Genomic DNA, 17583 nt, shown 5'->3' on the forward strand with positions numbered 1-17583 from the left:
GTGAAAACTTCCTTTAGAGATGACCAGCGCCCGCATCGAGTTGCGGGCTGTCTCCAGGATGCGTGAAGAGCCTGCCTTTTTCCGCCCAGAGGGTCGAAAGGATCGTCAGGGCGCCGAAGAGGGCGAAGCCGCCAAGTATCGGCTGAATCGTGCCGTTGAACATCTGACCGATGGCGCCACCCAGCAAGGCTCCCCCGGTGGTGGAGACGAAGCCGCTGACGGCTGTCGCGGTTCCGGCGAGATGGCCCATCGGCTCGAGAGCGATCGCGGTAAAATTCGTCGCAATCAGCGCAAACATCATCAGAAGGATCGTGAAGAGAATGTAAGCGGTGGCGAAAGGCGGCGTACCGCCGAGGGCCACGGAATAACCCACCGTCGACAGAACTGTGAAGATGATCATCGCCCCATGCGAGATACGGCGCATGCCGAATTTACGGACGAAATAGCTGTTGGCGAAATTGGCAACGGCGATACCGGCCGCCGTTGCGGCGAAAGCGAGCGGCAGCCGGTCGCCCAATCCATAGACCTCGCCGAACACCTGCTGCACCGAGACCACATAGGCACAGATGATGCCGGTGAAAAGCGTGAGCCCGATCATGTAGCCGCAGGTGATGCGGTTCGTCAGGACCGTGCCGAAGCCGGAGAGCACCGAGTGCACGGAAAGTGGCACACGCTCCTCTTCCGGTAATGATTCCTTCAGGCGGGTGAGGGCCCAGAGAAAGAGCAGCGAGCCGACGATGCCGAGCAGAATGAAGATCCAGTGCCAGTTGGCATAATGGACGATCAGCTGCCCGACGGACGGTGCGACGATCGGCACGATCATGAAGACGATCATGACATAGGACATGACGCGCGCCATCTCGCGGCCGCCGAAACAGTCGCGCACGACCGCCATAGTGGTGATACGCACCGCGGCTGCGCCTATGCCCTGGATGAAGCGCATGACAAGCAGCATCTCGAAGCTGGCCGTGACTGAGGCGGCAAACATCGCCAGCGTGTAACATGCAAAGCCGCCGAGCACGATCTTCTTGCGGCCGAACGCATCCGACAGGCTGCCGAAGACGATCTGCGACAGTCCAAAGCCGAGAAAGAACACACCGATGACGAGCTGCGCGTCATTGCTGTTTCTTACTCCCAGCGAATGGCCGATGTTCGGAAGGGCGGGAACCATGATGTCGATGGCCATGGCGACACTCGCGGTCATGATGGCGATGGTCACAATGAATTCGAACAGACCGAGGCCAATGCGGGCCGAGCCCTGGAGTTCTTTCTTCTGCAACTGCGTCGGATTCATCTTGAGGCCTGTCAGTGGTTGAAACTGGCGAGCGAATCGTCGCCTGAAATCGGCGCATTCTGTGGACGGAAAAGCCGGCCGCGTTCGGCAATCAGCACGAAAACCAGACCGATCAGCGAAACGATGAAGTAGCCGGCAACCATTGGCGTCGCGGTGCCGTCGAAGGCCTGGCCGATGCCGGCGCCGATCAGGGCGCCGCCAACCGTACTCATGAAGCCGATAACAGAGGAAGCGGTCCCCGCGACATGGCCGAGCGGCTCCATGGCGAGCGCATTGAAGTTTGAACCAATCCAGCCAAATTGGAACATCACCAGCGCGAAGAAGGCCATGAAAAGCGGGAAGGGCATGGGCGAGGGGCCGTATATCTCGGCCAGAAGCCAGATGAAGCTGAGCGTGGAAAAGCCAATCAACGATCCGTGCGAGAGGCGTCGCATGCCGAAGCGGCCGACGAGCTGAGAGTTGGCGAAAGAGGAAAAGGCCATGAACAGCGCGACACCCGCAAAGGCGAGCGGCGAATAAACGCCGAGCTTGTAAATCCCGACATAGATCTGCTGGGCGGAATTAATGAAACCGAAGAGAGCGCCAAAAAGAAAGGTGTTGGCGATCGTGTAACAGAGGGCAATCCTGTTCGTGAAGAAGATGCCGAAACCTGAAAGCACGGCTTTCACGGTGAAGGGCCTGACATTTTCGGGATGAAGGGTTTCCGGCATGCGAAGATACATCCAAATGCCGACTGCCGTTGCCATCGTGCCGATGAAGACGAAGATCATGTGCCAGGTGCTGACGAGCATGACGATCTGGCCGGTTCCCGGTGCGATGACCGGCACGATCATGAACACCATCATGATGAGCGACATGACTTCAGCCATCTGGCGACCGCCATAGATGTCGCGGACGATCGAAATCGTGATGACACGGGTTGCGGCCGAACCTAGCCCCTGAATGAAACGCAACAGGAGGAGACCGGCGAAAGACGGAACAAGAGCAATGCCGAAAGCCGAGACGACATAGACCACGAGACCGATCAGGAGCGGGAGACGACGACCGAAGCGGTCAGACAGCGGACCATAGAAGAGCTGAGCCCCACCGAAGCCCAGTAGATAGGCGGAGACCACATACTGCCGATGATTCTCGTTGTCGACGCCGAGGCTTTCGCCGATCTGCTGCAAGGCAGGCAGCATGATATCAATCGCAAGCGAGTTCACGGCCATCAACAGAGCCGCAAGCGCAATGAATTCCAACCTGCCCATGGGCAACTGCCCAGCAGACGCGGTTTGTGAAGGATTTGTCACAGTATTGATCCCAAAAATATCCAAGGCGCCACCTGCGCAGTGGCGCCTTGATAGCAAAAATCACTTTGGAAACCGGGCAGGCGCGCCCGGTGACCGGTCAGGCGGCGCCGCGAACGGTGACGCCGTTTTCCTGGAAGTGCTGCTGCAATTCGCCCGCCTGGAACATCTCGCGCACGATATCACAGCCGCCGATGAATTCGCCCTTTACATAGAGCTGAGGAATCGTCGGCCAGTTCGAATAATCCTTGATGCCCTGGCGGATTTCCGGATCGGCAAGCACGTCAATGCCCTTATAGTCGACGCCAATGTAGTCGAGGATTTGGACGACCTGCCCGGAGAACCCACATTGCGGGAACTGCGGCGTGCCCTTCATGAAGAGAACGACGTCGTTGCTCTTGACTTCGTTGTCGATGAAATCGTGAATTCCGCTCATGAAATCTTCCTTTCACATGCAGGTTCAAGGCCCGCAGTTCAATCGTTCATCTTAGATAGCATGTGACAGCCGGAATTCCAGCGCCGAAAACAAAAAAGAACGGCGAAACCCTGCGCAAGAATGACGCTGTTGCGCTATCGTTACGGTTGTCAGAAGCAACCAAGAGTAATCGACTTAATCCCGCTTCTCGCGAGAGAAAGCTACTGCGTGCGCTGCTTGCTGCGGCTTGCGGCCGTGCGCCGGCGGCTGGTCTGCTTCCTGGCCGGCTTTCGCGTGGAAGAAGCGGACTTCTGCGTTAAGCGGCCAGTCGTCGTTGAACGCGATTGCCGTCTCTTGCGTTTCGTCGTCGTCCGTCCGGTTGTCTTTTTGAGAATCTCCTTCAGAACGCTCTCGACAACCCCGCTTACCAGTTCCTTGACAAGATCGGTCATTGCCCCTCCGAAAACCGCCTTTATCGCGCTGGCAAAATTCAAACGTGCTACGGCGACCCTTGTGCGCCTGAAAAGACGCACGGCGCTGCAGAGGTGAGAAACGCCTGCACTCCCTATTGAATTCCGCGGCGGTTCAGTTAGCAAGCGTGCGTTGAAATTGCGAGATGTTTTTCCGGCCTGTCGTGCCATCGGAAACGTTGCGCCGGTTAGAAATATTTGGGGGGCGAACGCTCCCGCGAAAGATATAGATGAATCAAATTACGAAGAGGGTCGTCCTGCATTTTCCAGGCTTCGAACCCCTCGATGCGCAAGCACACAGAGCACGGTATGAGCGTTCGGCAAAGCAGAGTGCTGCCGTCTGGAATTATAACATCTCCACCGGGGAGCTGGCGGAAACAAGCGGAGTCCGCTCCTTCATTGTCGACGCACAAGGCGCAGGCTGGAGGACGCAGAGCAGCATTCACATCCTCGATCACGACGACCTCGTTAGAGCGTTACGGAACAAGAACTTCGTCCTTAGGCTCGTGCATGGATATCTGAATGCGGCGCGCGTGGCACTGGATGGCGGTATGGCGGGCTATTTCCGTCATGCCTGGCGCTTTGGGCTGTTCTTCATATTTCCCTTCCTGTTGATGGCGGTGGGTCTTCTCATCAGCCTGTCCATGGCGATGCTGCCTTACGGTCTCGGACTTTCCGCCTGGCATTTTCTCTGGAGCATTCCGGTTGCGATTGCCTTCTTCGCTCTCATTTTTCTGCCGCTTGCCGAGCGTCTTCATACGCTACATCTTTTTGCGGACTGGGAACTGGCCGTCGCATTTGCCCGAATGGACAGGGCGCATTTCAATCAATGGCTCGAGCGCTGTACGGAGGCCGCGCGCGCGGCATTTGCCGAAGAGGCGGAGGAATATGTCATTTCCTCGCACAGCATGGGATCGAACGTTGCCGCGCATGTCATCGGCATGCTGATGGAGCGAGAACCGAAGCTTCTCAACGGCAAGCGGGTGGTCTTCGCCACTCTCGGCGGCGCTATTCTGCAATGTGCGCTGCTACGTCCCGCAGCGGTTCTGCGCTCGCGGGTGGGGCTTATCGCCAGGTGCAAGGAGATCTTCTGGCTGGATGTCCATTGTCTGACGGACGCCATCCATTTCTACAAGGCACCCGTGGTGAGGCTGGCCGGACATGCGGACGCGCCGCAGGCGAATATCGTTTTCATCCGCATCCGGCATATGCTGGCTTCGGAACGCTATCGCAAGATCAAGAGGGATTTCCTGCGGGTTCACCGCCAGTATGTGCTGGGACCGGACCTGCGCGCACCGTTCGATTTCACGCTCCTGACGGCCGGTCCGTTGCCGGCGGCTTCCTTCGCCAAGTTCTCGTCCGCAAATATGCCCAGTCTTTGACCGGGCATATCAGTTCGCATTTTAGCCGATCATCAATCCGGAGCGGACGTCTGCAGTGCAAGCGCGTGTAGAATGCCGCCCATATTGCCCTTCAGGGCTTCATAGACCATCTGGTGTTGCTGCACACGGCTCTTGCCCCGGAATGCTTCCGCGACCACTTCCGCAGCGTAGTGATCGCCGTCACCTGCCAGATCGCGGATCGTAACTTTGGCGCCGGGTATCGCGGCCTTGATCATGTCTTCGATATCGCCAGGCCTCATGGGCATCGCAGTCTACTCCTCATTCCGCAGCGAGTGTGGTCTCGCCTTCCATGAAATCAGGGAACCACGATTCATGGGCGTCACGCAATTGTTGAATCGGAAGCGAGAGAAGATCATCGATGACGAGCGCATCGCCACCGACCACGCCGAGACGGCGGAAGGGCACTCCGGCTCCTTCAGCATTGGCGCAAAGGAAATTCGCCACGTCCTCCGGCACGGCCAGGACATAGCGCGCCTGGTCTTCGCCGAACAGGAGCGCATGGGCCGCTCCCTTGCACTCGCCGAGACTGATACGGAGACCCTTACCTGACGCTATGACTATCTCGGCCAGGGCCAGAGCCAGACCACCGGATGAGATATCGTGGCAGGCTGTGACCTGACCATTGCGGATGGCAGAGCGGACGAAATCACCGTTTCGGCGTTCCGCAAAGAGATCGACTTCCGGGGCAGGGCCATCCGTGCTTCCGACGATGTCGCGCAGATAGATCGAAGAGCCGAGATGACTGCCATCGAGGCCGATCATGATGACGTGGTCGCCATAGGATGCCGAACCGATACGCGTCATCTTCGTCCAATCCGGCAGCAGGCCGACACCGGCGATCGTTGGCGTCGGCAGGATCGCGATCCCGTTGGTTTCGTTGTAAAGCGAGACGTTGCCAGAGACGATCGGGAAATCGAGGGCCTGGCAGGCTTCTCCAATGCCGCGCACCGCATTGACGAACTGGCCCATGATTTCCGGCTTTTCCGGATTGCCGAAGTTCAGGTTGTCGGTTGCCGCCAATGGTTCTGCACCGCTCGCGGTGATGTTGCGCCAGCATTCGGCCACCGCCTGCTTGCCACCCTCGAATGGATCCGCTTCGACATAGCGCGGCGTGACATCCGAGGAGAAGGCGAGCGCCTTGGACGGATGACCGTCGACACGAACGACACCGGCATCGCCACCCGGAAGTTGCAGTGAATTGCCCTGGATCAGCGTGTCGTATTGCTCGTAGACCCAGCGGCGGCTGGATTGGTTGGCCGAGCCGACGAGCGTTAGCAGAGCCTGGCCGTAATCCTCGGGAGCAGCGACTAGGCTGGCGGGCAGCGGCGCACGCTTGTCCGACTCGCGCCAGGGACGGTCATATTCAGGGGCCTGATCGCCGAGATCCTTGATTGGAAGGTTGGCGACTTCTTCACCCTGATGAAGAACACGGAAACGCAGATCGTCCGTCGTCCTGCCGACGATCGCAAAATCGAGGCCCCATTTGACGAAGATCGCTTTGGCTTCCTCTTCCTTTTCGGGCCTCAGCACCATGAGCATGCGCTCCTGGCTTTCGGACAGCATCATCTCATAGGCTGTCATCATCTCTTCGCGGACCGGCACCTTGTCGAGATCAAGCTCGATGCCGAGGTCGCCCTTGGCGCCCATTTCCACTGCCGAGCAGGTGAGGCCGGCGGCACCCATGTCCTGGATTGCGATGACGGCGCCGGTCTGCATCAGTTCGAGGCAGGCTTCGAGCAGGCATTTTTCGGTGAAGGGATCGCCAACCTGCACGGTCGGGCGCTTTTCCTCGATCGACTCGTCGAATTCGGCGGACGCCATCGTCGCGCCACCGACACCATCGCGGCCCGTCTTGGCGCCGAGATAGACGACCGGCAGGCCCACGCCTTCGGCTTTCGAATAGAAGATGGCATTGGATTTGGCGAGCCCGGCCGCGAAGGCATTGACGAGAATGTTGCCATTGTAGCGGGGATCGAATTCGACCTCTCCGCCGACCGTCGGTACACCGAATGAATTGCCGTAGCCGCCGACCCCAGCAACAACCCCGGAAACGAGATGGCGGGTCTTCGGATGATCCGGCTCACCGAAACGGAGCGCGTTCATTGCCGCGATCGGACGTGCACCCATGGTGAAGACATCGCGCAGGATGCCGCCGACGCCGGTGGCTGCCCCTTGATAGGGCTCGATATAGGATGGGTGGTTATGGCTTTCCATCTTGAAGACGACACAGTCGCCATCATCGATGTCGACCACGCCGGCATTTTCTCCCGGACCCTGAATCACGCGCGCCCCCTTGGTCGGCAAGGTGCGCAGCCATTTCTTGGATGACTTGTAGGAGCAGTGCTCGTTCCACATGGCCGAGAAGATGCCGAGCTCGGTGAAAGTCGGCTCGCGGCCGATCAGATCGAGGATACGCTGATATTCATCCGGCTTCAGGCCGTGCGCAGCAACGAGTTCCGGGGTGATCTGAATCGAATTGGAAAGTGTCATGGGCGCTCGGGATTCCTTGCCGATAAAGGGGCCGATAAGGGGATCGGGTCTCTTTAGCGCAACTGTACCCGTCATGCGACAGGAAAATGCCAGGATCAACAAACAGCCGCCGCGCCGCGGACCCCCGTGTGCATACGATAGGAGCAATCAGTCGATCAGAACTTGTAACCCACGAGAATTCCGGCGCGGGTCATGCCGTCATTCGGACCGTCGCGGAGATTGGCGTCGGACGAGTGGGCTATCTGCGCCATCACGCGCCAATGATCGTCGAGTTTCAAACCGGCCGCCGCATATTCGCGGAAGAGGACACGGGACCCAAGTGCGGGACCATCGTCGTTGTCATGGAGCTTGCCGGTGTGGATCGTGCCGCCAATGCCAGCCTCGACGAAAACCCTTTCGCTAAGGTCGATCGTCCAGGAAAAACCGGTAAAGAACTGTGTCGCTTCTCCGGCCGTGCCGATCGACGTGCCGAGCTGCACGCGCGGACGAAGCAACCGCTCCTTCCAGTCCGCTGCGGTTTCGTAGCCGAAAGGATCGAAAAACACCGAAATCTCGGGAAAGATACCATCCTCGCGTGAATGGCCGCCCTGTATGGAAGCGGAGGCGCCAAAGCGCAACTCATCGAAGATTTTGTCCTCGGCCTGGGCCGTGCCGTGTCCGGCAGCGGCTAGAATCGTGCCGGCCAGCACGAAGGACCATGCTGCGTGACTAAATCGGGAAGCAATCGATGGCATGAAATCTCCCGCCTTACCCAAGAATCATTTGGCAATCTCCATGAACGAACTGGTAACATCTGAGCGGGTTCGTAAACAGAGCCTAGAGAGGCCCGAGCGCATTTTGGGCCCATGACACCGAACTGCAACACAAGGCAGGAATTCGCTACACGTCTGCGTCGTAGGCAACGCCGCTTTCAAGCAAGCGACGCAAAATCATAAGGCCATCGGCGACGTCTTCCTGACATTGCGACGCGGAAAACCCCACGCGAACGCGATGATAGACCCTTTCGATCCTGGCCGCCTTGAACTCGTCCTCATCGTCGACGAGCACACCGGCCTGGAAAGCAGCCTGCTTGAAGGTTCCAGACATCCAGGGCTCCGGGAGCTTCAGCCATAGGAACGGAACACGCGGATGGGACACGAAATCGAATCCGGCGAGGTGTTCTCGGACGAGTTTCTCGCGTGCCGATACTTCCTTGACGCTCTTTTTGCGTATCTCATGGGCGTGCCCCTCCAGCACGAGCCTTGCGCAGGTCTCGGCGAGGATGAAAGGCAGGCCACCGGTAACCATCTTGTGGGTCACCTTCACGCGCTGGGCAAAATGCGGCGGGCAGGCGATCCAGCCTCCGCGGACGCCGGCAGCAACCGCCTTGGAAAGACCAGCCACCAGGAATGTTCGATCCGGCGCCAGGGACGCGAGCAGGGGGGCGTCATCCTGGGACATGGCGCCATAGATATCGTCCTCGATCAGCCATACGCCATGCTTGCGGGCGATCGCGGCAATCGCCATCCTTCGATCCTCCGGCATGGTCGCAAGCGTCGGATTGTGCGCGGTGGGCATCAGGAAGGCGAGCCGCGGATGCTGCTGCATGCAAAGCCGCTCGAACTCGTCTGGGATCATGCCATGCTCATCCGAATCGGCCAGGATGATCCGGCGTCCGAGAACCCGTGCGCTACGGCTGACATGGGTATAGGTCAGATTCTCAAAGACGATCTTGTCACCCGGTGAGGAGACCGCTGATATGACCGCGATCGCCGCTGCATGGGCTCCGAGCGTCGAGACAACATTTTCGACCTCGGGCTGCCAGCCATTTCGGGAAAGCCAGATCCGCCCCGCCTCGAACCATTTCTGCGGGAAATTGCGCGAATAGGAGGCGACTTCGGACGGGTGGTCTCGGCTGATATCCGCGAAGAGCCGGCCGATCACGGCACCTTGTCCCAGGTCCGGCGCAGCGGTGGTGTCAAAGCGGATCATGTCCGAAGGAGCATCGATTGGTCTCGTTCCCGCCAATGACAGGGTGAGGGGATCGGGCTGCAGCGAAGGCTGCGTATCAGTACGATTGAGCACATAGGTGCCGCGTCCGACCTCTCCGGCGACGAGGCCCCGCTCGTGGACCAAAGCATAGGCTCTTCCGACCGTCCCGATCGTAACGCCGATGTCATAGGCAAGGTTACGCTGCGGCGGCAACTTGCTGCCTGCAGCAAGCGTACCGTTAGCGATTGCCGTTTCGATGCTGTCGGCAAGACGCAGATACATGGGGCCGCTGCCGCGAGAAATGTCTGGGAGCCAATTTGTCATGGTGACAATTCAATAGATTGCATCGTTCTCGCTGTCAAGTTTAAGAGACAATTGCGCCCCTACGACGACCAGGAATGTGCGAGATGTCGCGATCAATCGATACAATTGAGACAATTAGCGCAGCTGTTGCTGATTCAAGCTCCGAACGGACAAACGGTCTGTTGAATTCCTTCCGCCTTTGGGCACAAAAGCGGAAGGGACGGCGAGCGCTGCGCGAGCTCACAGATGATCAGCTGAAAGATATTGGGCTGACCCGCGCCGAAGCGATGAAAGAAGTCAGCAAATCTTATTTCTGGGATTGAGCGGTTCTTAATGCTCTGTTGCATGATTCCTTGAATCAAAACTGATTTAAGGATGAAAACATGGAGCAATTCAAAGTGCTACAGCGACCTTTGTACGTCTGAAAAGACGCACGGCGCTGTAGATATGCAGGTTATCGACAATCCCGTCTTCCGGCTGCCCAGCGCGTGACATCGGCAGAAATGCGATCCGCTACCGGCTCCGCCATCATCGGCCCGAACGCCTGAAGACGTGCGGGATTGCCTTCGGCCTGGACCACCAGCAAGGGGCGACCTTCGGGACTGGACTTGTGCACCAGCAGAATGCGTGGACGACCGGAGAAGGAATTCAATTCCGGCGCAAGACGATAGGCCCCGAAAGCGGCATCGCCCGATTTGAACCAGCAAGAATTGGCGCCCACGGCGACGCGTTCCATCGTGGACAATGCGCTTCGCTCAGGAGAACTGCTCGACGTTCCTGACTGACATGACGCAAGCGTCATGAGCGCAAGCAGGCAGAAGGTACGGACGGCTCCGGCGGCAGGGTGAAGATGCATCAATCTCTTTCGTCGATCAGGACCCAGAGCGGGATGCCGAAAAGTGTGCGCGGTTTCCGGCAACATTCCGCTCTAACTTTTTGATGTAGAGCCTCTTACACCTCGGAAGTTAAGCAGCGATTACGTCGAGTGCGGAAGCAAAGATCCCGCGGCCGTCGGAGCCGCCATGCGCCGCTTCGATCAGATTTTCCGGATGCGGCATCAGGCCGAGAACATTGCCCTTAGCATTCATCACGCCTGCAATGTCATTGATGGAGCCGTTGGGATTGGTCCCCTCCGCATATCGGAAGACGACCTGGCCATCGCCCTCGATCGCCGCCAGCGTTTCGGCATCGGCGAAGTAATTGCCGTCGTGGTGAGCGACCGGGGAACGGATGATCTGCCCTTTCTCATAGGCACGCGTGAAATCGGTCTCGGCATTGACGACTTCCAGCTTGATCTGCTTGCAGACGAACCTTAGCGAGGCGTTACGCATCAGCGCGCCCGGCAAAAGGCCTGCCTCGAGAAGAATCTGAAACCCGTTGCAAACGCCAAGGACCTTGACGCCTTTTTCTGCCCTGTCTTTGATGGCCCGCATCACCGGCATGCGGGCGGCAATGGCACCGCAGCGCAGGTAGTCGCCGTAGGAAAAGCCGCCGGGGATGACGATCAGGTCGACATCCGGGATCTCCGTTTCGGTCTGCCAGATGGTGACCGGCGCCTTACCGGAGATCTTGGTAAGTGCTGCAATCATGTCGCGGTCGCGATTAAGGCCCGGAAGTTGAACGACGGCTGATTTCATGGCGGCTCGGATCCTGTCTGTCTCGTTCAGTCGATCGAAATCGTGTAGTTCTCGATCACCGTGTTGGCGAGAAGCTTCTCGCACATCGCCTTGAGATCGGCTTCAGCTTTCGCCTTGTCGGCGCCCTCGACTTCGATGTCGAAGACCTTGCCCTGGCGGACATGGCCAACGCCATCGAATCCCAATGTGCTGAGCGCGCCTTCGATAGCCTTTCCCTGCGGATCGAGAACGCCGTTTTTCAGCGTAACGGTTACACGAGCCTTGATCACGTTTGCTTCCCTGTTTACTTGACCAGAACGGGGCCAGTGCCACGCACCGGCTCGTTTTCGTTGATGATGCCGAGACGGCGGGCGACTTCGGAATAGGCCTCCAGCAGCCCGCCCATATCGCGGCGGAAGCGATCCTTGTCCATTTTTTCCCGGGTTTCGATGTCCCAGAGCCGGCAGGAATCCGGCGAGATTTCGTCGGCGAGGATGATGCGCATCATGTCGCCTTCAAAGAGGCGGCCGCATTCGATCTTGAAATCGACGAGTTGAATGCCGACGCCCAGAAAAAGACCAGTCATGAAGTCATTGACGCGGATTGCGAGTGCCATGATGTCGTCGAGCTCAGCAGGATTGGCCCAGCCGAAGGCGGTAATGTGCTCCTCCGAGACCATCGGATCTTCGAGCGCATCAGACTTATAGTAGAACTCGATGATCGAGCGCGGAAGAACGACGCCTTCCTCGATGCCGAGGCGCTTGGCAAGAGAGCCGGCCGCAACGTTGCGCACGACGATCTCGAGCGGAATCATCTCCACTTCCTTGATCAACTGCTCGCGCATGTTGAGACGACGGATGAAATGCGTCGGAATGCCGATCTTGTTCAGATGACTGAAGATATATTCGGAAATCCTGTTGTTGAGGACGCCCTTGCCGTCAATGACTTCATGCTTCTTCTTGTTGAAAGCGGTCGCATCATCCTTGAAGAATTGGATCAGCGTGCCCGGCTCAGGTCCCTCATACAGGATCTTGGCCTTGCCTTCGTAAATACGGCGGCGACGGTTCATCGTCATTATTCTCTGTCGTTGGCGCTCTTGGGATAGCGCGAGTGGTTCGATCTCTGGGCGTCCCATTATCGGAAAAGAAGCAATTTCACAATCCGCCCGCGAGGTCTTTCCCTGGTATTCCATCTTTGCCGATCCCAGGTGAGGCCGGCATCGAATTGGGACCCTCTTCAGCACTGCCTGACCGAGCAAACAGGGCTCGCGATGGGGCGCCGGTTGTTGCCTATATCGGCTGCCGCCTCAGCCGCGCAGGCGGCTGAGGAATCTTGCAAAGACCATTGTACCCTCTGGCCAGGGTCCATGGCCAGATTCCGCATTGATATGGCCGGCTTCGCCCGCATCGATCAGGAACGATCCCCAGCTGCCGGCAATGTCGTCGGCGTGCTCGAAGCTGCCGAAGGGATCGTTGCGGCTCGCAACCGTGATCGAAGGAAAGGGCAGGGGGTCCCGCGGATAGGGACCGAACGTCATCAGATGCTTGGGCCGGATCGCGGGATTGGCAACATCAGGCGGCGCCACGAAGAAAGCGCCCGCAACCGGCTTGCGGAAAAGAGGAATGGCGTGGATGACCGAGGGAACGCCGAGCGAATGGGCAATCAGCACAACCGGTCTGACAGCGTTGTTGACCTCCTCGGCAATGCGGGCGACCCAGTCCTCACGCACGGGCTTGGACCACTCGGCCTGTTCGACGCGACGTGCCGTGCTAAGCTTCGCTTCCCAGCGACTCTGCCAGTGGTCCGGTCCGGAATTGGTGTATCCGGGAATGATGAGGATGTCTGCGTCCGAGGCTTTCATGATCACGCCGATGTGAGAAAGCTTCAGCAAGAAGTCAAGAGAAGAGCGACAATTCCCGCAAGATTTGATAGTTTGGGTGCGTGCCGGTTGCGGAAGAACGTGTCGGCAGTGCTCTGTCGATGCGTTTTTGCCTTGTAGCCGGCCAATCGGTCTAGGAGGAGAACGATGACGGCTTTTCATGTAATGGCGGGTGGCAGCGAAACTTTTGTCCGCCCTGTTGTCAGAAAAATCGGGACGGGGGATGTCTTCGACGCATTGCGCCAGGGTCTTGATGACTTCCGGGAAAAACCTTCCCATTATGTCTTTCTTTGTCTGATGTATCCGATCGCAGGCATTTTTCTAGCCGTCTGGAGTTCCGGGGCGAATTTCCTGCCGCTGCTCTTTCCGTTGATGTCCGGCTTCGCGCTGATCGGTCCGATCGCGGCCATCGGTCTCTATGAGATCAGCCGCCGACGCGAGGAGGGGCTGGATACCTCGTGGACCCATGCGCTCGATGTCCGTCATTCGCCGGCGCTGCCATCCATCATCGCAGTCGGCATCATGCTGGTTGGGCTCTTTATCGCCTGGCTGATCGCGGCGCAGCTGCTCTATATCTTCTATTTCGACGGCAACGCGCCGGCTTCCATTTCTGCCTTTCTGTCGAGCGTATTGACCACGTCCGCCGGCCTGCAATTGATCATCTGGGGGAATCTGATCGGTTTTCTGTTCGCGCTTGCCGTGCTGGCAACGACAGTCGTCGCGTTTCCACTGCTGCTCGACCGGGATGTCGGCGCCGTGGCGGCCGTGGATACCTCGCTGCGCGCAACTATGGCCAATCCTGTGCCAGTCGCCCTCTGGGGCCTGATCATTGCCGCACTACTGGTGATCGGTACCATTCCGATCTTTGCGGGTCTTGCTGTCGTCATGCCGGTTCTCGGCCATGCCACGTGGCATTTCTACCGCAAGCTCATCGCTCCGGCTGCCGGATAAGGCGCGAGCACGATAGACCGCGCCGGGCGAACCTCTGCCCGCCCGGCGCTCTAGGATAAGGAACCCGCAGCTTCTCGAAACGTTGATCGTTCACCGTGATCGAGGAGGACTGCATGACGATACATGCACATGTGTTCAGCCGTTTCGCCAGTTGGGTTTCGGAATGGGCGGGCAAGCCCGCCGCTTTCATACTGGCGCTTCTGTCTGTGATCGTCTGGGCGACGACAGGACCGATCTTCGACTATTCGGAAACGTGGCAGCTTGTCGTCAATACAGGCACCACCATCATCACCTTCCTCATGGTCTTCATTCTTCAGAATGCCCAGACACGGGATACGAAGGCCATTCAGGCCAAGCTCAACGAGCTGATTCTAACCAGCCAGGCCGAAAACCGCTTCATCGGCATCGAACATCTAGATGAAGAGGATCTGAAACATCTCGACGAACTCGTTGCGAAAGCGGCCCGGCGAAAAAAAGCAGACTGCAGAGCCGTGGAGTCGGAAAACCGCGATGCGGATAGTTCTTCCGAGGCTGGCGCGACTGAAACTGCCAGAAAGCCACCTGACGACAGAAAGCGCCGGCAAGCGGCCCGCGGCTAAAGCCTGTCGCCTGAAAAGAGATTCACGCGACAGGCTTTAGCTTATTGTTTTTTATGCATGTCGTTGCCGCAAAAACCGCTGCACACTTTTGCGCGACATGCATTAGTTGGGGACGAATATTTCAGATCGACCCGACCTGAAATCTGAATCTCTCTCTAAATCGCTAGGTTAGAGCAAAATGTTGCCCGAAGACCGCGCGCACTTTCGGTATCCCGCTCCATTGCTCGTCAGCTGTTGCCGAAGACGCGATGGAAGATCGTGTCCACGTGCTTGGTGTGGTAGCCGAGGTCGAACTTCTCGCGGATATCCTCTTCCGAAAGTGCGGCTCGAACTTCCGCGTCAGCCAAAAGTTCCTCCAGGAAGTCCTTGCCTTCCTCCCAGACCTTCATCGCGTTACGCTGCACGAGACGATAGGCGTCCTCGCGCGACACGCCGGCTTGCGTCAGCGCAAGCAAAACACGCTGGGAATGAACAAGTCCTCGGAACTTATTCAAGTTCTTCATCATATTTTCCGGATAGACCAGGAGCTTATCGACAACGCCGGTCAGGCGGGCAATCGCAAAATCGAGAGTGATCGTCGCATCGGGGCCGATCATGCGCTCGACAGAGGAATGCGAGATGTCCCGCTCATGCCAGAGCGCGACATTTTCCATGGCGGGCAGAGCGTAGGAGCGCACCATCCGCGCAAGGCCAGTCAGGTTTTCCGTCAACACCGGATTGCGCTTGTGCGGCATCGCCGACGAGCCTTTCTGCCCTGGCGAGAAGTACTCCTCAGCTTCGAGTACTTCGGTACGCTGCAAATGGCGGATCTCGATTGCCAGACGCTCGATCGAGGAGGCAACCACCCCGAGGGTTGCAAAGAACATGGCGTGGCGGTCGCGCGGTATCACCTGCGTCGACACCGGCTCTGGCTTCAGGCCCATCGCTTTTGCGACATGTTCCTCGACGCGAGGATCGATATTGGCGAAGGTACCGACGGCGCCGGAAATCGCGCAGGTGGCGACCTCCTCGCGAGCGGCGAGAAGCCGCGTCCGGCAACGCTCGAATTCGGCATAGGCGAGCGCCAGCTTGATGCCGAACGTGGTCGGTTCGGCATGGATGCCATGCGAGCGGCCGATCGTGACGGTGTCCTTGTGTTCGAACGCCCGGCGCTTGAGCGCCTCCAGGAGCTTATCGACGTCGGCAAGCAGGATGTCCGTCGCACGCACGAGCTGGACATTGAAACAGGTGTCGAGCACATCGGACGAGGTCATGCCCTGATGGACGAAGCGGGCGTCAGGACCGACGATTTCGGAAAGGTGCGTCAGGAAGGCGATGACGTCGTGCTTGGTGACGGCCTCGATCTCATCGATGCGGGCGACGTCAAATGTGGCCTTGCCGCCCTTTTCCCAGATGGTCTCGGCAGCCGACTTCGGGATGACTCCCAATTCCGCCAGCGCGTCGCAGGCGTGGGCCTCTATCTCGAACCAGATACGGAACTTCGTTTCGGGCGACCAGATGGCGACCATCTCGGGCCGGGAATAACGAGGGATCATGGCTTCTGCTTTCATTGACGAAAAGATTGGCTGGCGCCCCTGTAGCAAAGACGGCGCGTAATCTCAACGCATGCGTTTGGCAAGGAACAGGCTGGTGACGATCAAGCAGGCGAGGCCGACCGGCAGGAAGAGATCCAAACCGAGGACGGCGAACTGATAAACCGCATTCGCGCTGGTGAAAACGAACTGAAAGACCCAGACGATTGTACCGAATGGGTCGTGCCAGCGCGAGTAGAATACGCGATAGTCCATCGCGAAGAGAAAGGCGGTCATGGCGACAGTTCCGCCGGCCAACGCCACGAAGAATGCAGCAAAGCGGGTTTCCGGGCGACGTCCCCTAGCGAAGAAGCGTGCAAGCGGCAGCATGAACGGCCAGCTGAACATTCCACCGAGACCATAGAGAAGGATCAGTGTCGGCAGATGACTCGTCTCCATCCTATTGCGGAGATAGAGCGCGACGAGTGCGGACAGAGCCATTTGGACGCCCCAGCACGGGGCCCCGATCAGCATGTCGGACCATGGCGGGAAGGCCGCAGCCAATCGGTCGCGAAGGGAAAATCGTGCTGGAGCCGAAACAGGCTTGAGCAGTCGCGCCGGCAGCTCCGTCATCAGAGGCGCACCGGCATCGCGATGCGGTCCCGGACGACCTTTGTCTTTTTCATTTCCGCCCTTCTTCCGCGGCAGTGCGCAGGGCGCTGATTGCCTCCCGGTATGCTTCTAGCGAGCCGCTCTTGAAGATCGCGGAACCGGCCACCAGCACGTTGCCTCCGGCAGCAGCGACCGCCGGCGCGGTTTCGACCGTCACACCACCGTCAACCTCCAGCTCGATAGGTCTGTCTCCGATCATCAACCTGGCCATACGGATCTTGTCCGTTATGGCGGGAATGAATTTTTGGCCGCCGAAGCCCGGATCGACGGACATGATCAGAATGAGATCCACATCGTCGAGCACGTTTTCGAGCGCGCTCAAGGGCGTTGCGGGATTGATCGTGACGCCGACCTTCTTTCCGAGGTGACGGATGGTCTGCAACGAACGGTGCAGATGCGGCCCTGCTTCGGCATGGACGGTGATGCGATCGCAGCCGGCCTTGGCGAAAGCCTCCAGATACGGATCGGCAGGCGAGATCATCAGGTGGCAGTCGAAGGTGGCATCGGTATGGGGGCGCAGAGATTTGATGACATCCGGGCCGAAGGAAATGTTGGGCACGAAATGTCCGTCCATGACGTCAAGATGGATCCAGTCGGCGCCTGCCGCCGTGACGTCGCGCACTTCCTGCCCGAGCTTGGCGAAATCGGCGGCGAGGATCGAGGGGGCAATCCGAATCGGCGGTGTCATCGGTGTCGGGACTCCTCTGTAGTAATTCGTCG

General features: G+C 58.5%; 20 protein-coding genes. 4 read left to right on the forward strand and 16 right to left on the reverse strand.

All coding sequences use genetic code 11. From position 1 onward, the window contains the following. Window positions 1-13: 13 nt before the first annotated feature. The 4 genes from AAE029_RS06185 to AAE029_RS06200 all read right to left on the reverse strand — a co-directional run bounded on the left by AAE029_RS06185 (window position 14) and on the right by AAE029_RS06200 (window position 3450). Window positions 14-1294: a multidrug effflux MFS transporter gene (locus AAE029_RS06185; RefSeq protein WP_371071917.1), complete on the reverse strand. Its 1281-nt coding sequence runs from the start codon at window positions 1292-1294 to the stop codon at window positions 14-16. Between the two features lie 11 nt (window positions 1295-1305). Next, a complete protein-coding gene (locus tag AAE029_RS06190) occupies window positions 1306-2544 on the reverse strand; it encodes a multidrug effflux MFS transporter (RefSeq protein WP_371071918.1) in 1239 nt (412 codons plus the stop codon). A gap of 139 nt (window positions 2545-2683) precedes the next feature. Continuing rightward, window positions 2684-3019: a Grx4 family monothiol glutaredoxin gene (gene grxD / locus AAE029_RS06195; protein ID WP_371071919.1), complete on the reverse strand. Its 336-nt coding sequence runs from the start codon at window positions 3017-3019 to the stop codon at window positions 2684-2686. A 200-nt stretch (window positions 3020-3219) separates the two neighbouring features. Next, window positions 3220-3450, reverse strand: a complete 231-nt coding sequence (locus AAE029_RS06200; protein WP_371071920.1) for a hypothetical protein — start codon at window positions 3448-3450, stop codon at window positions 3220-3222. A 248-nt stretch (window positions 3451-3698) separates the two neighbouring features. Between AAE029_RS06200 and AAE029_RS06205 the strand changes: the two genes are divergently transcribed. After that, a complete protein-coding gene (locus tag AAE029_RS06205; protein WP_371071921.1) occupies window positions 3699-4850 on the forward strand; it encodes a hypothetical protein in 1152 nt (383 codons plus the stop codon). Window positions 4851-4882: 32 nt separating this feature from the next. Here the strand turns inward: AAE029_RS06205 and AAE029_RS06210 are convergent, their stop codons facing one another. From AAE029_RS06210 to AAE029_RS06225, 4 genes are all read right to left on the reverse strand, one after another. After that, window positions 4883-5116 (reverse strand): BolA/IbaG family iron-sulfur metabolism protein, encoded by a 234-nt coding sequence (locus AAE029_RS06210; protein WP_371071922.1) that lies wholly within the window; start codon window positions 5114-5116, stop codon window positions 4883-4885. Between the two features lie 13 nt (window positions 5117-5129). Then, window positions 5130-7361 carry a phosphoribosylformylglycinamidine synthase subunit PurL gene (gene purL, locus AAE029_RS06215; protein WP_371071923.1) on the reverse strand — a complete coding sequence of 744 codons (2232 nt, stop codon included), beginning with the start codon at window positions 7359-7361 and terminating at the stop codon, window positions 5130-5132. 155 nt (window positions 7362-7516) lie between these two features. Continuing rightward, window positions 7517-8095 (reverse strand): acyloxyacyl hydrolase, encoded by a 579-nt coding sequence (locus AAE029_RS06220; protein ID WP_371071924.1) that lies wholly within the window; start codon window positions 8093-8095, stop codon window positions 7517-7519. Between the two features lie 145 nt (window positions 8096-8240). After that, window positions 8241-9656: a PLP-dependent aminotransferase family protein gene (locus AAE029_RS06225; RefSeq protein ID WP_371071925.1), complete on the reverse strand. Its 1416-nt coding sequence runs from the start codon at window positions 9654-9656 to the stop codon at window positions 8241-8243. 83 nt (window positions 9657-9739) lie between these two features. Between AAE029_RS06225 and AAE029_RS06230 the strand changes: the two genes are divergently transcribed. After that, a complete protein-coding gene (locus tag AAE029_RS06230) occupies window positions 9740-9958 on the forward strand; it encodes a DUF1127 domain-containing protein (RefSeq protein WP_371071926.1) in 219 nt (72 codons plus the stop codon). Between the two features lie 131 nt (window positions 9959-10089). Here AAE029_RS06230 and AAE029_RS06235 read toward each other — a convergent pair whose 3' ends face one another. From AAE029_RS06235 to AAE029_RS06255, 5 genes are all read right to left on the reverse strand, one after another. Beyond that, entirely contained in the window at window positions 10090-10491 is a 402-nt protein-coding gene (locus AAE029_RS06235) for a hypothetical protein (protein ID WP_371071927.1), read from the reverse strand. 109 nt (window positions 10492-10600) lie between these two features. Further along, window positions 10601-11272, reverse strand: coding sequence for a phosphoribosylformylglycinamidine synthase subunit PurQ (gene purQ / locus AAE029_RS06240; protein ID WP_371071928.1), 672 nt, complete (start codon window positions 11270-11272; stop codon window positions 10601-10603). A gap of 26 nt (window positions 11273-11298) precedes the next feature. Beyond that, window positions 11299-11541, reverse strand: coding sequence for a phosphoribosylformylglycinamidine synthase subunit PurS (gene purS, locus AAE029_RS06245; RefSeq protein WP_371071929.1), 243 nt, complete (start codon window positions 11539-11541; stop codon window positions 11299-11301). 14 nt (window positions 11542-11555) lie between these two features. After that, on the reverse strand, window positions 11556-12320 hold the full coding sequence (purC, locus tag AAE029_RS06250; RefSeq protein ID WP_371071930.1) for a phosphoribosylaminoimidazolesuccinocarboxamide synthase: 765 nt from the start codon (window positions 12318-12320) through the stop codon (window positions 11556-11558). 237 nt (window positions 12321-12557) lie between these two features. Then, window positions 12558-13112, reverse strand: a complete 555-nt coding sequence (locus AAE029_RS06255) for an alpha/beta hydrolase (RefSeq protein WP_371071931.1) — start codon at window positions 13110-13112, stop codon at window positions 12558-12560. A gap of 165 nt (window positions 13113-13277) precedes the next feature. On the opposite strand from AAE029_RS06255, the gene AAE029_RS06260 reads away from it, so the two are divergent. After that, entirely contained in the window at window positions 13278-14081 is an 804-nt protein-coding gene (locus AAE029_RS06260) for a DUF2189 domain-containing protein (protein WP_371071932.1), read from the forward strand. A 113-nt stretch (window positions 14082-14194) separates the two neighbouring features. Further along, window positions 14195-14680, forward strand: a complete 486-nt coding sequence (locus AAE029_RS06265) for a low affinity iron permease family protein (protein ID WP_371071933.1) — start codon at window positions 14195-14197, stop codon at window positions 14678-14680. Window positions 14681-14907: 227 nt separating this feature from the next. On the opposite strand, the gene purB is transcribed toward AAE029_RS06265, so the two are convergent. From purB to rpe, 3 genes are all read right to left on the reverse strand, one after another. Beyond that, window positions 14908-16215, reverse strand: a complete 1308-nt coding sequence (purB, locus tag AAE029_RS06270) for an adenylosuccinate lyase (RefSeq protein WP_371071934.1) — start codon at window positions 16213-16215, stop codon at window positions 14908-14910. Between the two features lie 63 nt (window positions 16216-16278). Further along, window positions 16279-16725 (reverse strand): hypothetical protein, encoded by a 447-nt coding sequence (locus AAE029_RS06275; protein WP_371072117.1) that lies wholly within the window; start codon window positions 16723-16725, stop codon window positions 16279-16281. A 148-nt stretch (window positions 16726-16873) separates the two neighbouring features. Next, window positions 16874-17551 carry a ribulose-phosphate 3-epimerase gene (gene rpe, locus AAE029_RS06280; protein WP_371071935.1) on the reverse strand — a complete coding sequence of 226 codons (678 nt, stop codon included), beginning with the start codon at window positions 17549-17551 and terminating at the stop codon, window positions 16874-16876. Window positions 17552-17583 lie beyond the last annotated feature (32 nt).

The sequence above is a fragment of the Sinorhizobium sp. CB7 genome, from assembly GCF_041357635.1.
Lineage (GTDB): Bacteria > Pseudomonadota > Alphaproteobacteria > Rhizobiales > Rhizobiaceae > Rhizobium.